This window comes from Aeromicrobium yanjiei, assembly GCF_009649075.1.
Taxonomy (GTDB): domain Bacteria; phylum Actinomycetota; class Actinomycetes; order Propionibacteriales; family Nocardioidaceae; genus Aeromicrobium; species Aeromicrobium yanjiei.
On record NZ_CP045737.1, the window covers coordinates 1,790,347 to 1,809,181 of the forward strand.

An 18,835-nucleotide genomic window follows, 5' to 3' on the forward strand; every position below is an offset into this window, starting at 1 on the left:
GGATGAGGGGTCGCGGTCGCCCGGGCGACCGTAAAGTCTCATCCTCCGTCCCAGGACGGACGAAAGATGAGGGTTTGCGGCGGCCTCAGCGACCGCAAACCCTCATCGTCCGTCCCTTGCAGATGACCTCAGCGAGGTGTGTCCATCACGACCGGGAGCGCCCTCCCCTGGGTGCTGGGAAGCGTGCCGGGCACGATCTCGCTGCGCTTGGGCAGCCAGCCCCAGCCGGACGCCCAGTCGGGGTGCGGCAGGGCCAGGCCCGGCAGCACGAACTGCGACTTCGCAAGATCGAGGGTGTACGTCGACGCCGACGTGTCGACGTTGCGCACCCGACCGTTGGCCGCGCCCACCACGACCACTCCGAGCCGGTGGCCCTTGGCGACGATGGCGTCGTCAGGGTCGAGGGTCACCGTCACGTCGTGCGTCCCCGCGCCGTCCAGGCGGGCCCAGCCGCGGCCCAGGACCTGCAGCGGCGTCGTGCCGATGTTGCGGTTCATCGTGAAGTAGCAGGCATCGTCGTTCGCGGTCGACTGTCCGGCGCAGGTCTCAGTCGTCGTCGTGGACGCACCGTCGCCGGTGGCCAGGACCCGCTCCCCCTCGCCGTAGTCGACGAGCATCACGCCCACCTGACCGGTCGGCACGGTGGTCGTCACCCGCAGCTTCGCGACCATCGAGCCGCTCATCCGGGCGTCCGCCAGGAGCGGATTCGTCGCGTACAGGAGGCGGTTGGGGTTGTCGCCCTCGGTCACGGCGACGTTCTCGCGCTGGCTGGGCGAGTTCACCCAGCTCTGCGTGCCCCGCTCGGGCACCCGGCTGAGATCGCCGTCGGCCTGGGGACGCAGGGTGGTCGTCGCGAGCCGTGCGGGCCACGAGTAGGAGCTGACCCAGCTGTTCGGCTTGGTCTCGACCTTGACCGGCGGCTCGAGCATGATCGTGTTCTTGATGTCCATCAGCTCGTGGTCGAACCACCGGTGCAGCGTGCGGACCCACTCGTCGCGGTTGATGTCGAACGGGTCGACGTGCCCGACCCGGCTCAGCCACATCTTGCGGGTGACGCCGGCCTTGCCGAGGTCCTTCCACCAGGTGGAGAAGTGCCGCGTCTTGACGTTGGTGTCCTGCAGGCCGTGATAGATGAAGACGCTCGCCTTGACCTTCTTGGCGTTGAGCTGGGCGGAGTCGCGGTAGTTGCGCTCGTCCCAGAACGCGTTGTGCTCACCGGTCTCGTCCGCGTCCTCGGCATCCATCCGCGCAAGTGTCGCGGAGCAGTCCTGCGGCTGCGTGCGATTGGTGCCCACCCGGCTGGCGAGTCCGCTGGAGTAGTTCCAGCTGTACGGCAGGCCCTGCGAGCGGCTGTAGTCGTACCAGGAGCTGATCGCGCTGATCGGCACGATCGTCTCCAGTCCCTTCACGCCGGTGGCCGCGACGCCGTTGGCGAGGGTGCCGTCATAGCTCTTGCCGATCATGCCGGTCTTGCCGTTGCTCCAGCTGGCCTTGACAGGCTTGCCGTCGGCGTCGACCGCATCGGCGTTGCCGTTGAGCCACTGCACGACGGCCTTGGCCGAGCCGACGTCGGACTTGCCGCCGGTGTCGACGCAGCCAGTCGACCGCGACGTCCCTGCGACGTCGGGCGCGACGTAGGCGTAGCCACGCGGGACGAAGTAGTTGTCGTAGAACAGCGGGAACTTGACGAGGTTGCCCTCGGCGTCAAAGGACTTGAACTCCGTCTCGTTGCCGCGCCCGACGCTCGTGTAGTACGGGCTCGCATCCATCACGACCGGCACCTTGACCTTCTTGGCGTCCAGCTCGCGCGGTCGGACGATGTCGACCGCGATGCGATCCTTCTGCCCGTCCCCGTCGAAGTCGGGGGCGATGACCCACACCGTCTCGCGGATCGCATCGGCATAGCTGTAGACCGGGGCCGACGCTCCCCCCTTCAGCACGTACGGCTTCGGCGCCGGGGCTGCGGACGCCGTGCCCGCAGTGGCGGCGACCAATCCCGAGCCGGCGAGGGTGAGGGTGAGCAGAGCACCTAGGACGGGTCGGGATCTGCGTGCGCGCCACGCCACGTTCGTCGCTGTCATGACGGGATTCTGGTGCACCTCCGCCGGGGTGGCAATGGTCAATTTATGAAAACCTGTGACAAACGCTGCGATCTCGGCTAGTACTCGTGGTCGCCATGTCGATGACGCTCTTCCCCAGTGCTCCTACTGATCCGCCAGACTGACGAGGAGGCACACGAATGCCGCCGTCGTGAGCAGCGACCGGAGATGGTTGAAGACCACCCATCGCTGCTCGAACGCGTCACGCAGCTGCGCTGCGCCGCCCGCGCCGGTGTCGAGAGCATCGTTGAGCGGGACGTTCACGGCGCCGGTCACCAGGAACGCGCCGACGACGTACAGCACCGCCCCCGCGACGATCCACGGACGGGCATCGGTGTGCCAGCCCAGGACCAGCGCGACCGCAGTGGCTGCCCCCGCGCCGACGAAGACGAGGGCGAACACCGGATTCAGGATCGCGGCGTTGACCGCGCGCATCGCCTGGACGAAGCTCGCGTCGTCGAGGCGACGCAGCCCCGGCATGACGGCGTACGAGAACGCCGCGAACAGGCCTGCCGAGAGGCCCATCAGAGCGGTCGCCACGACCAGGGACGCCCGGGTCATGCGCCCGCCGCCCACACCCCGGTCGCAGCAGTGGCCGTCGCGTAGTCGTGGAAGTCCCGAGGCGGGCGCCCGAGGATCTGCTCGAGGTCCCCGGTCAGGTGGGAGTTCCGACCGTCGAGCACCTTGGTGAACAGGTGGGTCAGGAACTCGACGAGGTCCGGGGGTACGGCCTGCTCCGCGAGGCCGGCAGCGAACTCGCGGGTCGACACCGGCACGTAGCTGATCTGTCGGTGTGAGGCGTGGGCGATCTCCTCGACCGCGTCGCCGAAGGTCAGGAGCCGAGGCCCGGTCAGCTCGTACGTCCTCCCCTCGTGCTCCGGACGGGTCAGGGCGGCCACGGCGGCGTCGGCCAGGTCGTCGGCGTCGACGAATGGCTCGGTCACGGCGCCGGTCGGAAGCACCAGCTCCCCCGCCAGGACCGAGTCGAGCATGAACGACTCGCTGAAGTTCTGCGAGAACCAGCTCGACCGCAGAATCGTCCAGGCCAGACCGGAGTCGCGCACTGCCTGCTCGGTGGCCCATCCGTCCTCCTCGCCGCGGCCCGACAGCAGCACCAGCTGCTCCACTCCCCTGTCGGCGGCGATCTTCGACAGCGTGCCGACTGCCTCCGCGGCGCCCGGTGCTGCCATGTCGGGGTGGTACGCGAGGTAGGCCGCGCTGACGTCCTCCAGCGCGGCCGGCCACGTGGACTCGTCGGCCCAGTCGAAGCGCGGCGTGCCGGCTCGCGATCCGCTCCGGACCGGTGCGCCCAGTGCCGTGAGACGAGCGACCACCCGCTGGCCGGTCTTTCCTGTGCCGCTGAGGACGGCTGTCAATGATGAGGTCATGGCTCCATCGTCGCCGGGCGCGGCGAGATGATCCATGGTCGAGATGCCCATTTCCATGCTCGAGCGTCTAGCCTTGAGCATGGACACTCTCAGCGCACTGCTCGACGGTCCCCGCGCCAACGGCGCGTTCATGCTGCGGTCCGTCATGACCGCGCCATGGGGCCTGCACGTGCGGGACGAGGCACCGCTGTCGATCGCCGTGGTCGTCACCGGGGAGGCCTGGGTGGTCAGCGACGACGCCGAGCCCGCCCACCTCGGTCCCGGCGACGTGATGATCGCCCGCGGGCCTGAGTCCTACACCGTCGCCGACGCTCCGACCACTCCCCCGGGCATCTTCATCGAGCCCGGCCAGCACTGTGTCGACGCCGAGGGCAACAGTCTCGAGGACGTCATGACGCTCGGCACCCGCACCTGGGGCAATGACGTCGCCGGCGAGACCCTCTTGGTCACCGGGACGTACGAGTCCACGCGTGCCGTCAGCGATCGCCTGCTGCGGAGCCTCCCGGCAATTCTGGTGCTCCGTGCGGCGGAGTGGGACGGGCGCCTGGTCGACGTGCTCTGCGACGAGATGACCCGCGATGAGCTGGGCCAGGAGGTCTACCTGGACCGCCTGCTCGACCTCGTGCTCATCGAGGCTGTCCGCGCGTGGTTCGCGGGTGACCCGGCGCGGACGCCCGCCTGGCACCGTGCCGCCCGCGAACCGATCGTCGGCCCGGCCCTGCAGCTGCTCGAGGCCGACGTCGCACGCCCGTGGACGCTTGACGCCCTCGCTCGCGAGATCGGCGTCTCGCGTGCCGCACTGGCCCGACGCTTCACCGCCTCGGTCGGACAGCCGCCCATGGCGTACCTGACCGATCTCAGGCTGGACCACGCGGCCGATCTGCTCCGCGATCCGACGATGACGATCGCGGCCGTTGCCCGCCGGGTCGGCTACGGCAGCTCATTCGCACTCAGCGCAGCCTTCAAGCGCGTGCGAGGCGTCAGCCCCAGCCAGCACCGCGTGCACGCGAGCTGAGGCGCGCGCTCGACACGTTCAGGGGCGGTTGAGCTCACCTCGTTGGGCACGTTCGACCAGCTCGGCGGCGGCGGCGGTCAGGGTGACACCTGACGCCCTCGCCGCTGCGATCAGCAGATCGTACGCGTCGCCCATCTCGACATCGTGGAGCCGGGCGAGGACTCCCTTGGCCCGTTCGATGAGCACGCGCTCGGCCAGCGCCGCGTCGACGCGCTCCTGCGCGGAGACCGTCTCGGTCTGCTCGCCGTCCATCACCGCGTGGGCCACCACGTCGGCGAAGGACCGTGCTGCGTCGTGCTCGCGGCTGTCGAGAGCAACGGCGTCGTGGCGGAACAGTGCCATGGCACCCAGGATCGATCCCTCCCAGCGCAAAGGCGTGGAATGGACTGACTGGAAGCCGGCCGCCAGCATGGCCGGCCCGAAGTGTGGCCATCGTTCGCGCAGGGTGGCTTCGTCGGCGACGATGATCGACACGTCGCCCTCGGCTGCGTCGACGCACGGACCCTCGTCGACCTGGGACTGGTAGAGCTCCAGCTCCGCGGACTGGTGGCTCGAGGCAGCCAGGAGCTGCAACCTGCCGCCGCGCGAGAGCACCATGATCCCGGTGGCCTCGACGGCCAGCGCTCGTTGGCACACCTCGATGAGGTCGGCGAGAAATCCCGCAACGTCTTGGCGTTCCCGGAGGGCGGACGTGGCGTGCTCTACTGCCTGGTCCAGGCGAGTGTCATCCATCGTCAGTCTCCTTCCATGCTCAGATTGTCGAACTCAAGGTCCTTGTCCACAACCTGAACCGCCACCTCGAGGAGTGTGGAGTCGGTTGCGTAGGCGTGCGCGCGCAGGAGAGCCAAGGCGTCCTCGGCCGAGATGCGCAGATCGAAGATGAGCATCCCGGTGGCCTGGTGCACGACCGCTCGCGACGACCAGTCCTCCGTGAGCTCGGCCTCCAGTGCCTCGGGACTGATGTGGTCCAGCAGGACCGGGCCGAGGGCGTACGCCAGATAGTGCGCCGCGGCAGCGTCGAAGGCGTGCGAGGGGGCGAAGGTGTGTGCGACGAGCACTCCCATGCGTCGCCCGTGGGCGGTGATCGGCAGCGCCAGCACCGTTCCGGCGAACCCGAACTTCGCCACGCAGTCGTTCAGCGCCAACCAGGGTGTGCCTTCCGAGGCGCCGAAATCGGCGAAGACGACGTGTCCGGTGCGAGCTGCCTCGAAGCCCGGACCCTCGCCGGCCACCTCCTGCGCCTCCTCGATCATGAGGGCGAGGGTCGACGTGGAGCTGGCCGTGTGCCGCTGGGGCTCCCCGTAATACACCGTGATGGCGGTTCCTTCGGCCCCGAGCATCACCCTGCTGGCCTCGCAGAACCTGTCCAGGACCGATCCGCTCGGGTCGAGAGAGGCAATGATGTAGGCGAACCTGGCCGCTTGCACCTGATCGCGCACTCCGCCCCCGCTCCCTCGTGCCGCCGTCCCCGACGGGTGGGAGATACCCGCAGACGCCGCCATGAGACATTCTGCCCGCCGCCGGTGTCAGGCGCGCGTCCGGTCCGCGGGTGCCGTCGGGGCGGTGGATTCTCCACCGTACGAAGCCGACATCCGGCTCATACGGTGGCGTACGCACCGCGCCCCACGGGACCGCGGCCACGGGATCACAGCTGGAGCGCACCCGTGGCCAGGAACACCGCGGCGACGGCCGCCGCGGACCACAGCAGCACGCAGCCAAGCAGCTCGGGCCGGGACAGCCCGGGCTGTCCGCGCTCGCGCCGGGCCCGGAGGTACAGGAGGGTGCCCGGGGCGTAGATCAGACAGCTGAGCAGCAGGTAGCGGGTCCCCGCGGCGTACAGCAGGAAGATCGCATAGCTGATCGCCAGCACGGCTACCGCTCGGTCACGACGTCGTCGCCCGGCGTCAGCACTCTCGTACGTCTGTCCCGTCAGGGTCAGCTTGAACGCGTAGGCCGCGACGAGCAGGTACGGCACGAGGGCCAGCGCCGTGTCGAGCTTGAGCATGAAGTTGAGCGCATCCTTGATCACCAGCACGAGCAGGAGGAAAAGCTGCACCGAGATGCTCGTGGTCACCAAGGCCGCGATGGGCGTCCCGTTGCCGCTCTGCCGGGCCAGCGCACGCGGCATGACCTCGGTGCGTGCGGGCATGAACATGACCTCCGCATTGAGCAGGGTCCACGCCAGGTACGCCCCCAGCACCGACACGATCACGGCCAGGTCGATGAGGGTGCCGCCCCACTCCCCCACGACCGACTTCAGCACGACACCCATCGACGGCTGCTCGGCGTGCGCGAGCTCGCTTCGCGGCAGCACGCCGTACGACACGAGGGTCACCGAGGCGAACAGAGCGAGCGTGCTGACGAAGCCGAGCACCGTGGCCCGGCCGATGTCCTCGCGCCGCTGTGCGAGCCGGGAGTAGACGCTGGCGCCCTCGACACCGAGGAAGACGAACGTCGTGACGAGCATCGTCGCCTTCACCTGGTCGAAGAGCGACTCCGCCGTGTGGGGCTTTCCGCCCCAGAGGTTGTCGCCGAAGACACCTGCGTCGAACGCGACCGCGGCGATCACGACGAAGACCAGGATCGGCACGATCTTGGCGATCGTCACGATGCGGTTGACGATCGTGGCCTGCCGGACGCCGCGGGAGATCATCACGTGCAGCAGCCACACCACCGCGGACGCGAGGAGCACCGCCGGCACGGTGTTGCCCTGGCCGAGCCCCGGCAGGAACGCGCCGATGCTTGCCATCGCGAACGTCAGGTAGAAGACGTTGCCCACGACATTGCTCGCCCAGTAGCCCCAAGCGACGTTGAAGCCCGCGTAGTTGCCGAAACCTGCCTGCGCGTAGACGTAGATGCCGTTGTCGAGGTCGGGTCGCCGGACCGCCAGCGACTGGAACACGAAGGCCAGCATCAGCATCCCGAGGCCCGCGATGGACCACGCGATGACGGCACCCAGCACGCCGGTCGCGTCCCCGAAGTTCTCCGGCAGCGTGAAGACGCCGCCGCCGACGATCGACCCGACCACCATCGCGGCCAGCGTCAGGACGGAGACCTTCTGCGTGCCTGAGGTCGCCTTGTCCGCCGTCATGTCCTCAACGCTGGGGCTTGACGAGCGGGAACAGGATCGTGTCGCGGATGCTCAGACCAGTGAGGTTCATGACGAGGCGGTCGATGCCCAGCCCCATCCCCCCGGTCGGCGGCATCCCGTACTCCAGCGCCATGAGGAAGTCCTCGTCCACCTGCATCGCCTCCGGGTCGCCGGCCGCCGCCAGGAGCGACTGCGCGACGAGACGCTCGCGCTGGTCGACCGGATCCACCAGCTCGGAGTACGCGGTGCCCTGCTCCGCACCGAAGATCACCAGGTCCCACTTCTCGGTGAGCCGCGGGTCATGGCGGTGCGGCCGGGTCAGCGGGGCGTTCTCCTTCGGGAAGTCGGTATAGAAGACGGGCGTGACCGTCGTTCCTTCGCAGAGCTCGCCGTAGATCTCCTCGAGCACGAAGCCCCAGGACGGGTCGAGGTCGAGCTCGATCCCGAGCCGGTCGGCGTGCTTGCGCAGGGTGCTGGTCGGTGTGTCCGCGGTGATCTCCTCGCCGAGCGCCTCCGAGACCGCCCCGCAGATGGTCTTGACCGGCCACTGTCCCGACAGGTCGTACTCCTGCACCTTGCCGTCGCGGTCCGTGCGCCGCGCCATCGGCGATCCGTGGACCGCGGTGGCAGCCTCCTGGATCAGCTCCTGCGTGAGGACGCGCATCGTACCGTAGTCGCCATAGGTCTCGTAGACCTCCAGCGAGGTGAACTCGGGGTTGTGCTTGAAGTCAGCGCCCTCGTTGCGGAACTGGCGGCCCACCTCGAAGACCTTCTCCATGCCGCCGACGATCAGGCGCTTGAGGTGCAGCTCCGTCGCGATCCGCAGGTACAGGTCCATGTCGTACGCGTTGATGTGCGTCTCGAACGGTCGTGCGTTGGCGCCCCCGTGGATGGTCTGCAGGATCGGCGTCTCCACCTCGGTGAAGCCTCGCGCCTGCAGCGAGTCGCGGACGCTGCGGACGATCGCCGTCCGCTGGTACGCGACGGTGCGCGAGTCGGGGCGCACGATCAGGTCGACGTACCGCATCCGCACCCGGGCATCCGGGTCGGTGAGACCCTCGTGCTTGTCGGGCAGCGGGCGCAGGGACTTGCTGGTGAGCATCACCGAGTCCGCGCGGACGGACAGCTCCCCGTGGTGGGTGGTGATGACCTCCCCCGTCACGCTCACGTGGTCGCCGAGGTCGATTGAGTGCTCCCAGAACGTCAGCTGCTCAGCCGGCAGGTGCTCGGCGTCGACCATCACCTGCAGGTCGCCGCTGCCGTCGCGCAGCGTGGCGAACCCGAGGTGGCCCATGTCGCGCTTGAGCAGCACCCGCCCCACCACCGAGACCGTGGTGCCGGTCAGCGTGTCGGGCGGCAGCTCCTCGCCGACGAGGGCGCGGACCTCCGCGAGCGTGTGGGTGCGCGGCGCCGTCACGGGATAGGGATCGATCCCGCTGGCGCGGATCCGCTCCAGCTTCTCGCGCCTCACCCGCATCTGCTCGGGCAGGTGCTCCGCCGAGATGGCCTCGGCCACCAGGTCGGGTGCCGGCGGGATGAGCGCAAGGACGGCGGCGGCGTGCTCGGTGTCCCCCGAGCGCAGCCCGCCCGCCTCACCGGGCCGGCGTCGCAGGCTCGCGATCGTCGGCGCGACGAGAAATCCCTCGGCGCTGCCCGCGGCAGTGCCGACCCGCGGCAGGTCCGAGGCGTACTCGTAGCCCATGTAGCGCGGCTGCCACTCCGGCAGGTACTTCGCATTCGACCGGTAGAGCGACTCCAGCTCCCAGTTCTTGCTGGCGATGAGCAGGCTGTGCCGCCACAGGCGGGCCACCGGTCCGGCACCGATCTCGGCACCTCTCGCGAAGGCCTCGCGGAACATCGCGAAGTTCAGCGACACCGGCCCGATGCCGAACGTGGCCGCCTCATCGGCCAGAGCCGCCACCATGAGCTCCACCACCCCGTTGTCCGCGTGCGGGTCGCGGCGCATCAGGTCCAGCGAGAGCCCGGTACGTCCCCAGGGCACGAAGCTCAGGAACCCGCGGAGCCGACCCTCGCCGTCGCGGGTCTCGACCAGCACGCACGCCTCGTCGAGCGGGTCCCCCAGCCGGCCGAGCGCCATGGAGAAGCCGCGCTCGTCTCCCCCGTCACCACGCCACGAGCCCGCCGCCTCGCTCAGGGCGGCGAAGTCCGTGTCGCTCAGGCTCGCGTGACGCCTGACCCGGGTGGTGTACCCGCGCCTGGTCAACCGCGTGACCGGCTGCCGTACGCCCTTCATGCCCGGGCCGTTGAGCGAGAACGTCGCCATGTCGACGATCGCCTCGTCACCGATGTCCAGCAAGGACAGGCCCGCGTCGGCATGCGCCACCGCGCCCTCACGTCCTGCTCCCATGACCGCGAGCGACCATCCGTTGGATCGCGCCTCGTCGCGCCACCGGGCGATCGCGTCAGGCCAGTACGCCGGATCGCCCACGGGGTTGCCGCTGGCCAGGCTGACCGATCCGACCACGCGGTACGAGACACCCGCCCGGGCGGTGTCCACGTCCCCGGTGTCCCACACGATCGCCTTGTCGCGTCGCGTCGCGAAGTAGCCGAGGGAGTCGTGGTCGCCGAAGTCGCGCAGCAACGCCCGCACCCGCGCCTCGTCCGCGACTCCCAGCGTGCGGGTGCCGCGCGGTGCACGGAACAGGATCACCGTCGCGCTCAGGACGACGACCGCTCCCACCAGACCGATCAGCAGGCGCACCCACCACGGGGCCGTCGCGGAGGTCTCGATGCCTTCGCGGCCGAGATCGAGCAGCATCGAGTCGAACACGTAGACGATCGAGTCGCGGAAGCCGGGCGACCGGCCGGCCGCGCTGACGAGCGCCGCGCCCCCGAAGGCCATCACCAGCCCTCCGCCCAGGAACACCACGACGGCCGTGAGCAGGCTGCCCGGCACCCGAAGGGCGGCGAACTGGGGACGCACGCGTACGGCCAGCACGATCACCGCCCCGACCAGCACCAGGCCGATCGAGGCCAGGACGACGTTGTCCCCGGACACGATGTCGTCGATCCGGCCGATCTCAGGAACTCCGAGCCACCAGAGGACCCCGAGCCACCACGCCGCCCTCAGCCTGCGGCGGAGCCCGACACCGGTGACCAGCAGCAGCGCCGCGTACACCAGGCTGGGGACGACCGGGATCGTCAGGAGCGACAACGGGTCGTCGTAGTTCGCGAAGTACCTGCGCCACGGCGGGACCAGCGTGACGATGATCGTGAAGACGCCGAAGAGGAACATCACGCCGGCGAAACGATCGGGCCACCTGTCGTCGACGGGGCGGCGAAGTGTCGGCAGCCTCAATCCGGAGTGCCGGTCAGGCACGGACGGGCGATCGGGAGCGCGGTGCTCGCTGGCGGCCTCGGTGTCGGTCATGGGGGTCCTCCTGGTCGAGATGAGTGGGCCGGTTGGCGGGCCGCGAAGACGCTGAGGCACACGATCCACGTGCTCATGCCCGCGATGTGCACGCGCTGGCTGGCGCCCAGCGCCCACTCCGGCCAGTCGGCGACCACGGAGAGGCCCATCAGCACTCCCGCGGTCGCGCCGGACAGCCAGAACAGCCACCACGCGCAGCGGTGGAACCACCGTGGACCGGTGCGCCGGGTCGCCGCCCAGGCCGCGGCCATGCCGACGTACAGCCCGACGTCCGACACGGTGGAGAAGGCATTGTGGAGGAAGCTCTGGGAACGCTGCGCGGCCGAGAAGCACACGGTTCCTTCGCTGCACGGTGCCGTGATGACCGCAGCAGCCGCGGCGCCGAGGGCAAAGACCAAGGTGCTGACGAGCAGGACGGTGCGGGTCGGGCGCGGCGGCATGGCCGCACCCACGAACGCCAGCAGCACCAGCACCAGGACGGCACACAGCAGGTCCAGCAGCCGCGACAGCGTCGCATGTGGGGCCCCTGGCGCTGCCAGCTCGCTCACGACCTCGGTCATGCCCTCGAAACCGCGCAGCACCCAGTCGATCACGAAGCTCGAGTACGCCAGGCCGGCGACGACACCCGCCAGGACCAGCAGCGCCGCGCGGCGATCCACCCGGCCGCTCACGCGGGTCTCGCCGCGGTCGACGCACCGGCACGGACCCGGGAGGCGTACTCGCGTGCGCCCGGGGTGGACAGTGCCAGGATCACCAGGATGCTGCCGCCCGCCGTCAGGAGGCTGTGAAACCCTTCGGGGCGGCCGTTGCCGGCGACCCAGTCGATCATCACCGCCAACGCGGTCATCGAGCAGAAGCCCATCAGCGTGAGCCGCGCCCAGTTGTGGCCGGACAGGATGCTCAGCGCCAGCACCACGTCGACCGCCGCGGCGCCCACGAAGAGCACCGCCAGCGCACGATCGGACGCGTCGGTGCCGAGGGCGAGAGCCGCGATGACATAGCCGGTGCCGCGTGCCAGCGCGACTCCCGCACCGATCAGCACCGAGGACGGCCGGCGCGACACCTGTTCCTCCACGCGCACGAGATCGGGAGCGGCAGGCGTGTTGCTGAGATCCACGATCGGCAGGTCGCCGTCGGTCCGGATGCGGTCCCCGCCTCCGTTGACGTGGTGGTATCCGGACGAGAAGTTGTTGATCGTCGACACGGACGCACCGGGCACCGCCGCCTGGACCGACTCGACCAGGAAGTCCCGCTCGACATCGGTGTTCGCGTCGATGTGGTGCGTGACCTGCAACGTGAAGAGGCTCAGCCCGACCCGGCTGTCGAACGTGGCGGCCGCCAGCCAGTCCGCCCGAGCCCCTCCCGGCAGGAACCAGCCGTCGGGACAGCGCCAGAAGCGGGCGTGGTGACGTTTGGAAGGACTGCCCCGCACCTCCTGCTCGTACGCGAAGTCCTGCGGGCGGTCGAACAGGTGCAGCGGACTGACCGGCGCGGCGGCGTAGCTGCGTCCCCGTAGGACGCTGAGCACGATGTGCACTGACGAGCGCAGGTCGACCGGTTCGGCCATCGTCCATCCGGCTGCCGACAGCGCCGCGTGGACCTGGCCCTCTCGACCCAGGAACCCCAGGTTCACCGGGTCGCCCAACAGCCCGTCGCTGGTGCGGGTCCGGCCGATGAAGTAGTCGGGCAGATAGATCGCGGTGAGGATGCGGTGCAGGCGTGGCAGCACGAGATAGCTGAAGAACACCCAGAACACCACCAGCAGCAAGGTGGGCCAGCCCAGCGTCAGGCCGTCGCGCAGCAGCACGTACGAGTACCAGAGCCCCGCGACGGACGAGAGCGCGAAGAACCAGCCGTCGAGGATCCTGCTCGACGAGCCGTGCCCAGCCCTGCGCGGTGCCGCCATGCGGTCACCTTGTCCGTCCGCGACCGCGTGCGGCAGAGTCCTCGTCCCCTATCGTGGAGAGATGCTCCTCGGTCTTCTGGCTGCATCGGGAGCGGCGCTGTCCTACGGCGTCGCCTCCGTGCTCGAGGCCGTCGCGACCCGCCGGACCGAGACCGTCGAGGGCCTCGATCCGCGACTGATGGTGCGGCTGCTCAGGTCGTGGCAGTACGTCCTCGGGGTCGCGCTGGACGGGCTGGGGTTCCTCCTCAGCCTGGTCGCGGTCCGCACGCTGCCCCTGTTCGTCGTGCAGTCCGTCGTCGCGAGCTTCCTGGCGGTCACCGCGATCCTGGGCGCGATCTTCCTGAGCATGCGGCTGGGCCGCGGCGACTGGATCGGTCTCGGGGTCGTCGTGCTGGGTCTCGTGCTGGTGGGGGCATCGGCGACCTCGGACAGCAGCGTCGACGTCAGCCGCGCCGAGCAGTGGGGAGTCCTGGCTGCCGCGGCGCTGCTCGCGGTGCTCGCCGTGCCGCTCGCCAAGCTGGACGGCGCAGCGGGGGCGACAGCTCTCGGGGCCGTCGCGGGCCTGGGCTACGGCGTCACCGCGGTGGCCTCCCGGATGCTGCCGGGCGACCTGTCGCTCGACCACATCGCCGGTGAGATCGACACCCTTCTCGCGAGCCCGGCGACGTACGCCCTTGTGGTCGGGGGTGCCGTGGCGATGCTGACCTATTCGGTGGCGCTCCAGCGTGGGAGCGTCACACGGGCGACCGCCCCCCTGGTCGTCGGCGAGACCGTGGCGCCGGCCGTCGTCGGACTCCTCCTCCTCGGCGACCGCGCGCGTCCGGGATGGGGACCGGTCGCCGTCACGGGATTCGTCCTGGCGGTCGTCGGCGCCGTCAGCCTGGCCCGCCACGGTGAGATCGAGGCCCCTGAACCTGCGGCCCCCGAGCAGGGCTGAGGGTGAGCGACGCGTCACAGGGCGCCGTCATCACGAATACCGAGGTCCGCCCACGCGTTGACGATGAGTGCCGCCTTGCCGGCGGCACCACTTCGCAGGAAGGACACGACATGCAGAACCTCACTGTCCTGGGCACGGGTGTGCTCGGCTCGCAGATCATCCTCCAGGCCGCTTACCACGGCAAGGACGTCGTCGCGTACGACATCAACGACGAGATCCTGGGCAAGCTGCCCGCGCGGTGGGAGTTCCTGCGTGAGCGCTACCTCGCCGACCTGCCCGATGCGACCGAGGAGAAGGTCGACGCCGCGGTCGCCCGCATCCGCCCGAGCAGCGATCTCGCTGATGCGCTGAAGGACGCCGATCTCGTCATCGAGGCGGTTCCCGAGGTGCTGGACATCAAGCGGGACACGTGGGCGAAGGTCGCCGCGGTCGCTCCGGAGAAGACGATCTTCGCGACCAACTCCTCGACCCTGCTGCCCAGCGACATCGCCGACGCGACCGGACGTCCCGAGAGGTTCTTGGCGCTGCACTTCGCGAACGAGATCTGGCGCAACAACACCGGCGAGGTGATGGGGCACGCGGGCACGTCAGCCGACGCGTTCGAGGACGTGGCCCGGTTCGCCGAGCAGATCGGCATGGTGGCGATCCGCGTCAAGAAGGAGCAGCCCGGCTACGTCCTCAACTCCCTGCTCGTCCCACTGCTGAGCGCGGCGGCCGACCTGTGGGTGCGCGGCGTCGCCGACATCGAGACGATCGACCTCACCTGGCGAAAGGCCACCGGCGCCCCCGCCGGACCGTTCCAGATCTTTGACGTCGTCGGCATGGAGACGCCGTACAACCTGAACGTCCGCAGCGACGACCCGGTCAAGCGGGAGTTCGCCGAGATCATCAAGCGCGACTACATCGACAAGGGTCGCCTCGGTCTTGCGGCCGGCAAGGGCTTCTACGACTACGAGGCTTGACTCTCCCTGCGTACGCTGGACAGGTCCGACGACGGGGTGAGGTGGCAGTGAGCGAGGGTGACCGCAGGAGGCACGACTATCGCCGGCGCCTGGAGAGCGAGCAGGCCGGGCACGACGAGTCCGAGGACTCCCCCGAGGCGGCTGCGAAGGCACGCGAACGGCGCATCGCGAGCCGGCCCGCGTGGGTGGAGGTCCAGGTCCAGCAGGCCATGCGCGACGGCGAGTTCGACAACCTGCCTGGTGCGGGCAAGCCCATCCCGGGCATCGACCGCCCGCACGACCCCGACTGGTGGCTCAAGCGCCTGGTCGAACGGGAGAAGATCAGCGTCCTGCCACCCGCGCTGGCGCTGCGGACCGAGGATGCCCGTCTCGATGAGGTGCTGGACCGCGAGTCCGTCGAGGACGGCGTGCGCCGGCTGGTCGAGGACTTCAACGCGCGGATCATCGACGCGCGTCGTCAGCTGCAAGGCGGACCCCCGGTCATCACTGCGCTGCGGGACGTCGACGTCGAGGTCGAGGCGTGGGCTCGGCGTCGGCGCGTGCGTCTCGCGGAGCAGAAGCGCCGCCTCGCCGAGATCAGGGCGGCCGAGCGTGCCGCCGCTCCCCCCTCGCGGTGGCAACGCCTGATCGCCCGACTGCGCCGCATGGTGGGTCGGCGCCCGTGACCGATCCGTCCGAGGCGGCCCCACCGTTGACGAGGGAGCTCGAGCTCACGTCCGATGTCGATGTGATGTTGACGCTGACGTTGTTGCGCCGGGGCGCGGGCGACCCGACCACGCGTCGGGACGGCTCGGTGCTCTGGCGGACCAGCCGCATGGCGACGGGGCCGGTCACCTATCGGCTGCATCAGCCACACCGGCGGCTCGTGACCGCCGAGGCCTGGGGGCCCGGTGCCGCCGAGATGCTGGACGGTCTGCCGGCACTGGTGGGCGCAGAGGACGATCCGACCGGATTCGATCCGCACCACCCGATCGTCGTGGACTCCCATCGGCGACACCCCGGTCTGCGGGTCCCCCGCACCGGCCGCGTGCTGGAGGCGCTGATCGGGGGTGTGATCGAGCAGCGGGTCGTCGGGCTGGACGCCTTCGCCGCGTGGCGTCGGCTGCACATGAGGTTCGGCGACCCGGCGCCCGGCCCCGCGCCCCACGGCATGCGGGTGTTCCCGACCGCCGAGACGTGGGCGTCGATCCCGTCGTGGGAGTGGCACCTGGCCGGCGTCGATCCGCAGCGCGCCCGCACCGCCCAGGCCTGCGCCCGGCTGGGTCGGCAGGTCGACGACCTCGTGACGGCGCACGGCCGCGACCACGCTGCGGTCGTCCGTGGTCTGCGCAGCATCCCCGGTGTCGGCGTGTGGACCGCGGCGGAGGTCGGCATCCGCGCGCTGGGCGATGCTGACGCCGTCTCGTTCGGCGACTTCCACGTGGCCAAGGACATCGGACACGTCCTGGCAGGCCGCCCGTTCGACGACGCGGAGCTCGCGGAGGCGCTCGAACGGTGGCGCCCGCACCGTCAGCGGGTCGTGCGCCTCATCGCCCTCAGCCCCTTGGTCCGGCCCGAGCGCCGCGGCCCTCGCAGTCCGCGGGTCGACCACCGCGCGATCTGACACGATGAGTCCCGATCATGGACGACTCGACCCCTCACGCGACGACGCCGGCGATCCGGCCGCGTGCTGTCGCCGGTCGGGTCCCCGGATGGGCGCGCGTCGCCCTCGCGATGTTCGCGGTCGGCTGGGGCGCCAACCAGTTCGCGGCGATGCTGCTGGTCTATCGCGATGAGGACGGCGCCTCCAGCCAGGTGGTCACCGCCCTCTTCGGCGCCTACGCACTCGGCCTCATCCCGGCTCTCCTGATCGTCGCGCCCATCTCCGACCGCATCGGCCGACGTCGTGTCGTGCGGCCGGTGCTGGTGCTGTCGACGCTCGCGACCGTGGTGCTGATCATCGCCGGCGACAGCTTCGGGCTCCTGCTGCTCGGTCGGCTCGCGGCCGGTGTCGCCTCGGGCGCGGCCTTCGCTCCCGGGACCGCGTGGGTCAAGGAGCTGTCCGCGGACCGGCCCACCGGCACCGGCGCCAGGCGGGCCGCGCTCGCCCTGTCAGCGGGCTTCGGATCCGGCCCGCTCGTGGCGGGCATCTGCGCGCAGTGGCTCCCCGCCCCGACCGTCCTGCCGTACGTCCCGCACCTGGTGCTGATGGCGTTCGTCATCGCGATCGCCTGGCACGCCCCCGAGCCGTTCGTGCCGCGGAGCAGCGACGAGCCCCGCCGGCGCAGCGAGGTGCGGGAGGCGCTGCTGTCGCGGCCGTTCCTCATGGGGGTCCTGCTGACCGCCCCATGGGTGTTCGGCGCCGCCTCGACGAGCTTTGCGACCCTACCGACGTTCGTCGACATCGGTGTCGCGCCGATCGCGGTCACCGGAGCGCTGGCGGGCCTCACCCTGTGGACGGGGGTGGCCATCCAGCCGCTCGGACGTCGTCTGGGAGATCCGCGGCGGATCATCACCACCGGTCTCGCAGCCGCGGTGGCCGGCCTGGCGACGGGTCTGGTCCTCGACCTGACCGGGGCGGCCTGGCTGGTGCTGCCGTCGGCGATGCTGCTCGGCGCGGCGTACGGGCTGGTCCTCGTCGGCGGACTGACCGCGGTCGAGGCGCTCGCGCGTCCGGACGACCTCGGCACCCTCAACGCGGTGTTCTACAGCCTGACGTACGTCGGCTTCGCCGCCCCGCTGCTCAACACGCTCGCGCTCACGCACGTCTCGCCGGAGACGCTCATGCTCGTTGGCATCGCGGTGATCGCCGCCACCGTGCCCCTGGTGCTGGCCGCACGTCCTAGTCGGCCGCGATGATCGAGAAGACGTTGCCCGACGGGTCGGCGAGCCACGCGATGTCCGGGCCGTGGCCGCGCATGACGCCGTCAGGGTCCTGCGGCATGCCCGGGTAGCGCAGGAGCTCGATGCCGCGGCCGGTCAGCTCGGCCCTTGGGATAGACCAGGACGCTGTGCCCGTCGCCGAGATCGATTCGCGCCAGGCCTCCCGTTACGTCCTCGACCTGCAGTCCGAGGGCCTCACGGTAGAACCGCACTGCCTCGGCGACGGCACGCACGGAGAAGCCACTGAACGGGCCTCGGTAGTCGACCATCGCACTCACCTCGTCCGCTGGTTCGCGTCTGCCGTCACTCGAACGGCGTGGGGTCGCCCGCGCCCACACGGACGACCTCGGCCACCCCGTCGGTGAAGTCCACGACGGTCGTGGGCTCGGCGACGACGTCCTCGCCTGACTCGATCACCGCGTCGACCTGTCCGTCGAGCTCCTCGGCGATGACCCACGCCGCGCTCATGGCCTCGGACTCGCCCGGCAGGATCAGCGTCGTGGACAAGATCGGCTCCCCCAAGGCCGTGAGGAGAGCTGTCACGATGCGGCTGTCGGGGATGCGCACGCCGACCGTCTTCTTCTTCTCGTGGAGCAGACGGCGGGGCACCTCGCGCGTCGCGGGCAGGATGAACGTGTACGGCCCGGGGGTCGCGTTCTTGACCGCCCGGAAGATCGCGTTGTCGACGTGCACGAAGTGGCCCAGCTGCGCGAAGTCCTTGCACACCAGGGTGAAGTGGTGCTTCGCGTCGAGCTTGCGGATCGCGCGGATGCGGTCGAGCGCGTCCTTGTTGCCCAGCTGCGCGCCCAACGCGTAGCCGGAGTCGGTCGGATAGGCGATCAGCCCACCGTCCTGGATGATGGCCGCAGCCTGGTCGACCGACCGCTGCTGCGGGTTCTCGGGATGGATGTCGATGAAGCGCATGCCATGAGGCTACGACGATTGCCCGGACATGGCGAAGGGCCGTGCGCCTGCACGACCCTTCGCCATGATTCAGCTGAAGATGCTCACGCCTCCAGGGCCCACCAGGAGCGCGACGACGATCAGCACGGCTCCGTAGAGGAAGTCACGCTGGACGAGCCGGATGACTCCGAACACGCCGATGATCAGTGCGGCGATCCACAGAATGGTCTCCCACATGGTTTCCCTCCCTGTTGGTGACGACTCATGCCGTCGGCGCAGCG

Annotated in this window: 17 protein-coding genes; 6 read left to right on the forward strand and 11 right to left on the reverse strand. The window is 70.0% G+C overall.

The features are described 5' to 3' along the window. Positions 1–128 precede the first annotated feature (128 nt). From GEV26_RS08870 to GEV26_RS08880, 3 genes are all read right to left on the reverse strand, one after another. Positions 129–2,081 (reverse strand): CocE/NonD family hydrolase, encoded by a 1,953-nt coding sequence (locus tag GEV26_RS08870; RefSeq protein ID WP_153652734.1) that lies wholly within the window; start codon positions 2,079–2,081, stop codon positions 129–131. A gap of 123 nt (positions 2,082–2,204) precedes the next feature. Continuing rightward, positions 2,205–2,660: an anthrone oxygenase family protein gene (locus tag GEV26_RS08875; protein ID WP_153652735.1), complete on the reverse strand. Its 456-nt coding sequence runs from the start codon at positions 2,658–2,660 to the stop codon at positions 2,205–2,207. Then, complete coding sequence (locus GEV26_RS08880) at positions 2,657–3,487, reverse strand: Rossmann-fold NAD(P)-binding domain-containing protein (RefSeq protein ID WP_153652736.1); 831 nt, start codon at positions 3,485–3,487, stop codon at positions 2,657–2,659. Before GEV26_RS08880 ends, GEV26_RS08875 begins: the two co-directional genes overlap by 4 nt. 79 nt (positions 3,488–3,566) lie before the next feature. Here GEV26_RS08880 and GEV26_RS08885 point away from each other — a divergent pair, with 79 nt between their 5' ends. Further along, positions 3,567–4,502 carry an AraC family transcriptional regulator gene (locus tag GEV26_RS08885; protein WP_153652737.1) on the forward strand — a complete coding sequence of 312 codons (936 nt, stop codon included), beginning with the start codon at positions 3,567–3,569 and terminating at the stop codon, positions 4,500–4,502. An 18-nt stretch (positions 4,503–4,520) separates the two neighbouring features. On the opposite strand, the gene GEV26_RS08890 is transcribed toward GEV26_RS08885, so the two are convergent. The 6 genes from GEV26_RS08890 to GEV26_RS08915 form a co-directional block, all read right to left on the reverse strand. Beyond that, a complete protein-coding gene (locus GEV26_RS08890; protein ID WP_153652738.1) occupies positions 4,521–5,234 on the reverse strand; it encodes a GAF and ANTAR domain-containing protein in 714 nt (237 codons plus the stop codon). 2 nt (positions 5,235–5,236) lie between these two features. Further along, positions 5,237–5,941, reverse strand: coding sequence for an ANTAR domain-containing protein (locus GEV26_RS08895; protein ID WP_153652739.1), 705 nt, complete (start codon positions 5,939–5,941; stop codon positions 5,237–5,239). Positions 5,942–6,147: 206 nt separating this feature from the next. After that, positions 6,148–7,593 (reverse strand): basic amino acid/polyamine antiporter, encoded by a 1,446-nt coding sequence (locus tag GEV26_RS08900; protein ID WP_153652740.1) that lies wholly within the window; start codon positions 7,591–7,593, stop codon positions 6,148–6,150. Positions 7,594–7,597: 4 nt separating this feature from the next. Beyond that, complete coding sequence (gene lysX, locus GEV26_RS08905; protein ID WP_153652741.1) at positions 7,598–10,984, reverse strand: bifunctional lysylphosphatidylglycerol synthetase/lysine--tRNA ligase LysX; 3,387 nt, start codon at positions 10,982–10,984, stop codon at positions 7,598–7,600. Then, positions 10,981–11,655 (reverse strand): DUF998 domain-containing protein, encoded by a 675-nt coding sequence (locus GEV26_RS08910; protein WP_153652742.1) that lies wholly within the window; start codon positions 11,653–11,655, stop codon positions 10,981–10,983. Before GEV26_RS08910 ends, lysX begins: the two co-directional genes overlap by 4 nt. Further along, a complete protein-coding gene (locus GEV26_RS08915; RefSeq protein ID WP_153652743.1) occupies positions 11,652–12,890 on the reverse strand; it encodes an LssY C-terminal domain-containing protein in 1,239 nt (412 codons plus the stop codon). Before GEV26_RS08915 ends, GEV26_RS08910 begins: the two co-directional genes overlap by 4 nt. A gap of 61 nt (positions 12,891–12,951) precedes the next feature. Between GEV26_RS08915 and GEV26_RS08920 the strand changes: the two genes are divergently transcribed. From GEV26_RS08920 to GEV26_RS08940, 5 genes are all read left to right on the forward strand, one after another. Beyond that, positions 12,952–13,827, forward strand: coding sequence for a hypothetical protein (locus GEV26_RS08920; protein WP_153652744.1), 876 nt, complete (start codon positions 12,952–12,954; stop codon positions 13,825–13,827). Between the two features lie 110 nt (positions 13,828–13,937). Beyond that, positions 13,938–14,789: a 3-hydroxyacyl-CoA dehydrogenase gene (locus GEV26_RS08925; RefSeq protein WP_153652745.1), complete on the forward strand. Its 852-nt coding sequence runs from the start codon at positions 13,938–13,940 to the stop codon at positions 14,787–14,789. Positions 14,790–14,830: 41 nt separating this feature from the next. Further along, on the forward strand, positions 14,831–15,454 hold the full coding sequence (locus tag GEV26_RS08930; RefSeq protein ID WP_243839037.1) for a DnaJ family domain-containing protein: 624 nt from the start codon (positions 14,831–14,833) through the stop codon (positions 15,452–15,454). Next, a complete protein-coding gene (locus GEV26_RS08935; RefSeq protein ID WP_243839038.1) occupies positions 15,451–16,392 on the forward strand; it encodes a DNA-3-methyladenine glycosylase family protein in 942 nt (313 codons plus the stop codon). Before GEV26_RS08930 ends, GEV26_RS08935 begins: the two co-directional genes overlap by 4 nt. A 17-nt stretch (positions 16,393–16,409) precedes the next feature. Beyond that, complete coding sequence (locus tag GEV26_RS08940) at positions 16,410–17,627, forward strand: MFS transporter (protein WP_153652746.1); 1,218 nt, start codon at positions 16,410–16,412, stop codon at positions 17,625–17,627. 327 nt (positions 17,628–17,954) lie between these two features. Here GEV26_RS08940 and GEV26_RS08950 read toward each other — a convergent pair whose 3' ends face one another. Together GEV26_RS08950 and GEV26_RS17870 are read right to left on the reverse strand one after the other, a co-directional pair. Next, positions 17,955–18,575 (reverse strand): L-threonylcarbamoyladenylate synthase, encoded by a 621-nt coding sequence (locus tag GEV26_RS08950; protein ID WP_153652747.1) that lies wholly within the window; start codon positions 18,573–18,575, stop codon positions 17,955–17,957. Positions 18,576–18,644: 69 nt separating this feature from the next. Further along, positions 18,645–18,791, reverse strand: coding sequence for a GPGG-motif small membrane protein (locus GEV26_RS17870; protein WP_194840006.1), 147 nt, complete (start codon positions 18,789–18,791; stop codon positions 18,645–18,647). Positions 18,792–18,835 lie beyond the last annotated feature (44 nt).

Coding starts and splice junctions, on each gene's coding strand:
- GEV26_RS08890 (WP_153652738.1), bottom strand. CDS start 5,234: ATGGATGACACTCGCCTGGACCAGGCAGTAGAGCACGCCACGTCCGCC.
- GEV26_RS08880 (WP_153652736.1), bottom strand. CDS start 3,487: ATGACCTCATCATTGACAGCCGTCCTCAGCGGCACAGGAAAGACCGGC.
- GEV26_RS08915 (WP_153652743.1), bottom strand. CDS start 12,890: ATGGCGGCACCGCGCAGGGCTGGGCACGGCTCGTCGAGCAGGATCCTC.
- lysX (WP_153652741.1), bottom strand. CDS start 10,984: ATGACCGACACCGAGGCCGCCAGCGAGCACCGCGCTCCCGATCGCCCG.
- GEV26_RS08870 (WP_153652734.1), bottom strand. CDS start 2,081: ATGACAGCGACGAACGTGGCGTGGCGCGCACGCAGATCCCGACCCGTC.
- GEV26_RS08950 (WP_153652747.1), bottom strand. CDS start 18,575: ATGCGCTTCATCGACATCCATCCCGAGAACCCGCAGCAGCGGTCGGTC.
- GEV26_RS08920 (WP_153652744.1), top strand. CDS start 12,952: ATGCTCCTCGGTCTTCTGGCTGCATCGGGAGCGGCGCTGTCCTACGGC.
- GEV26_RS08875 (WP_153652735.1), bottom strand. CDS start 2,660: ATGACCCGGGCGTCCCTGGTCGTGGCGACCGCTCTGATGGGCCTCTCG.
- GEV26_RS08940 (WP_153652746.1), top strand. CDS start 16,410: ATGGACGACTCGACCCCTCACGCGACGACGCCGGCGATCCGGCCGCGT.
- GEV26_RS08885 (WP_153652737.1), top strand. CDS start 3,567: ATGGACACTCTCAGCGCACTGCTCGACGGTCCCCGCGCCAACGGCGCG.
- GEV26_RS08900 (WP_153652740.1), bottom strand. CDS start 7,593: ATGACGGCGGACAAGGCGACCTCAGGCACGCAGAAGGTCTCCGTCCTG.
- GEV26_RS17870 (WP_194840006.1), bottom strand. CDS start 18,791: ATGTGGGAGACCATTCTGTGGATCGCCGCACTGATCATCGGCGTGTTC.
- GEV26_RS08925 (WP_153652745.1), top strand. CDS start 13,938: ATGCAGAACCTCACTGTCCTGGGCACGGGTGTGCTCGGCTCGCAGATC.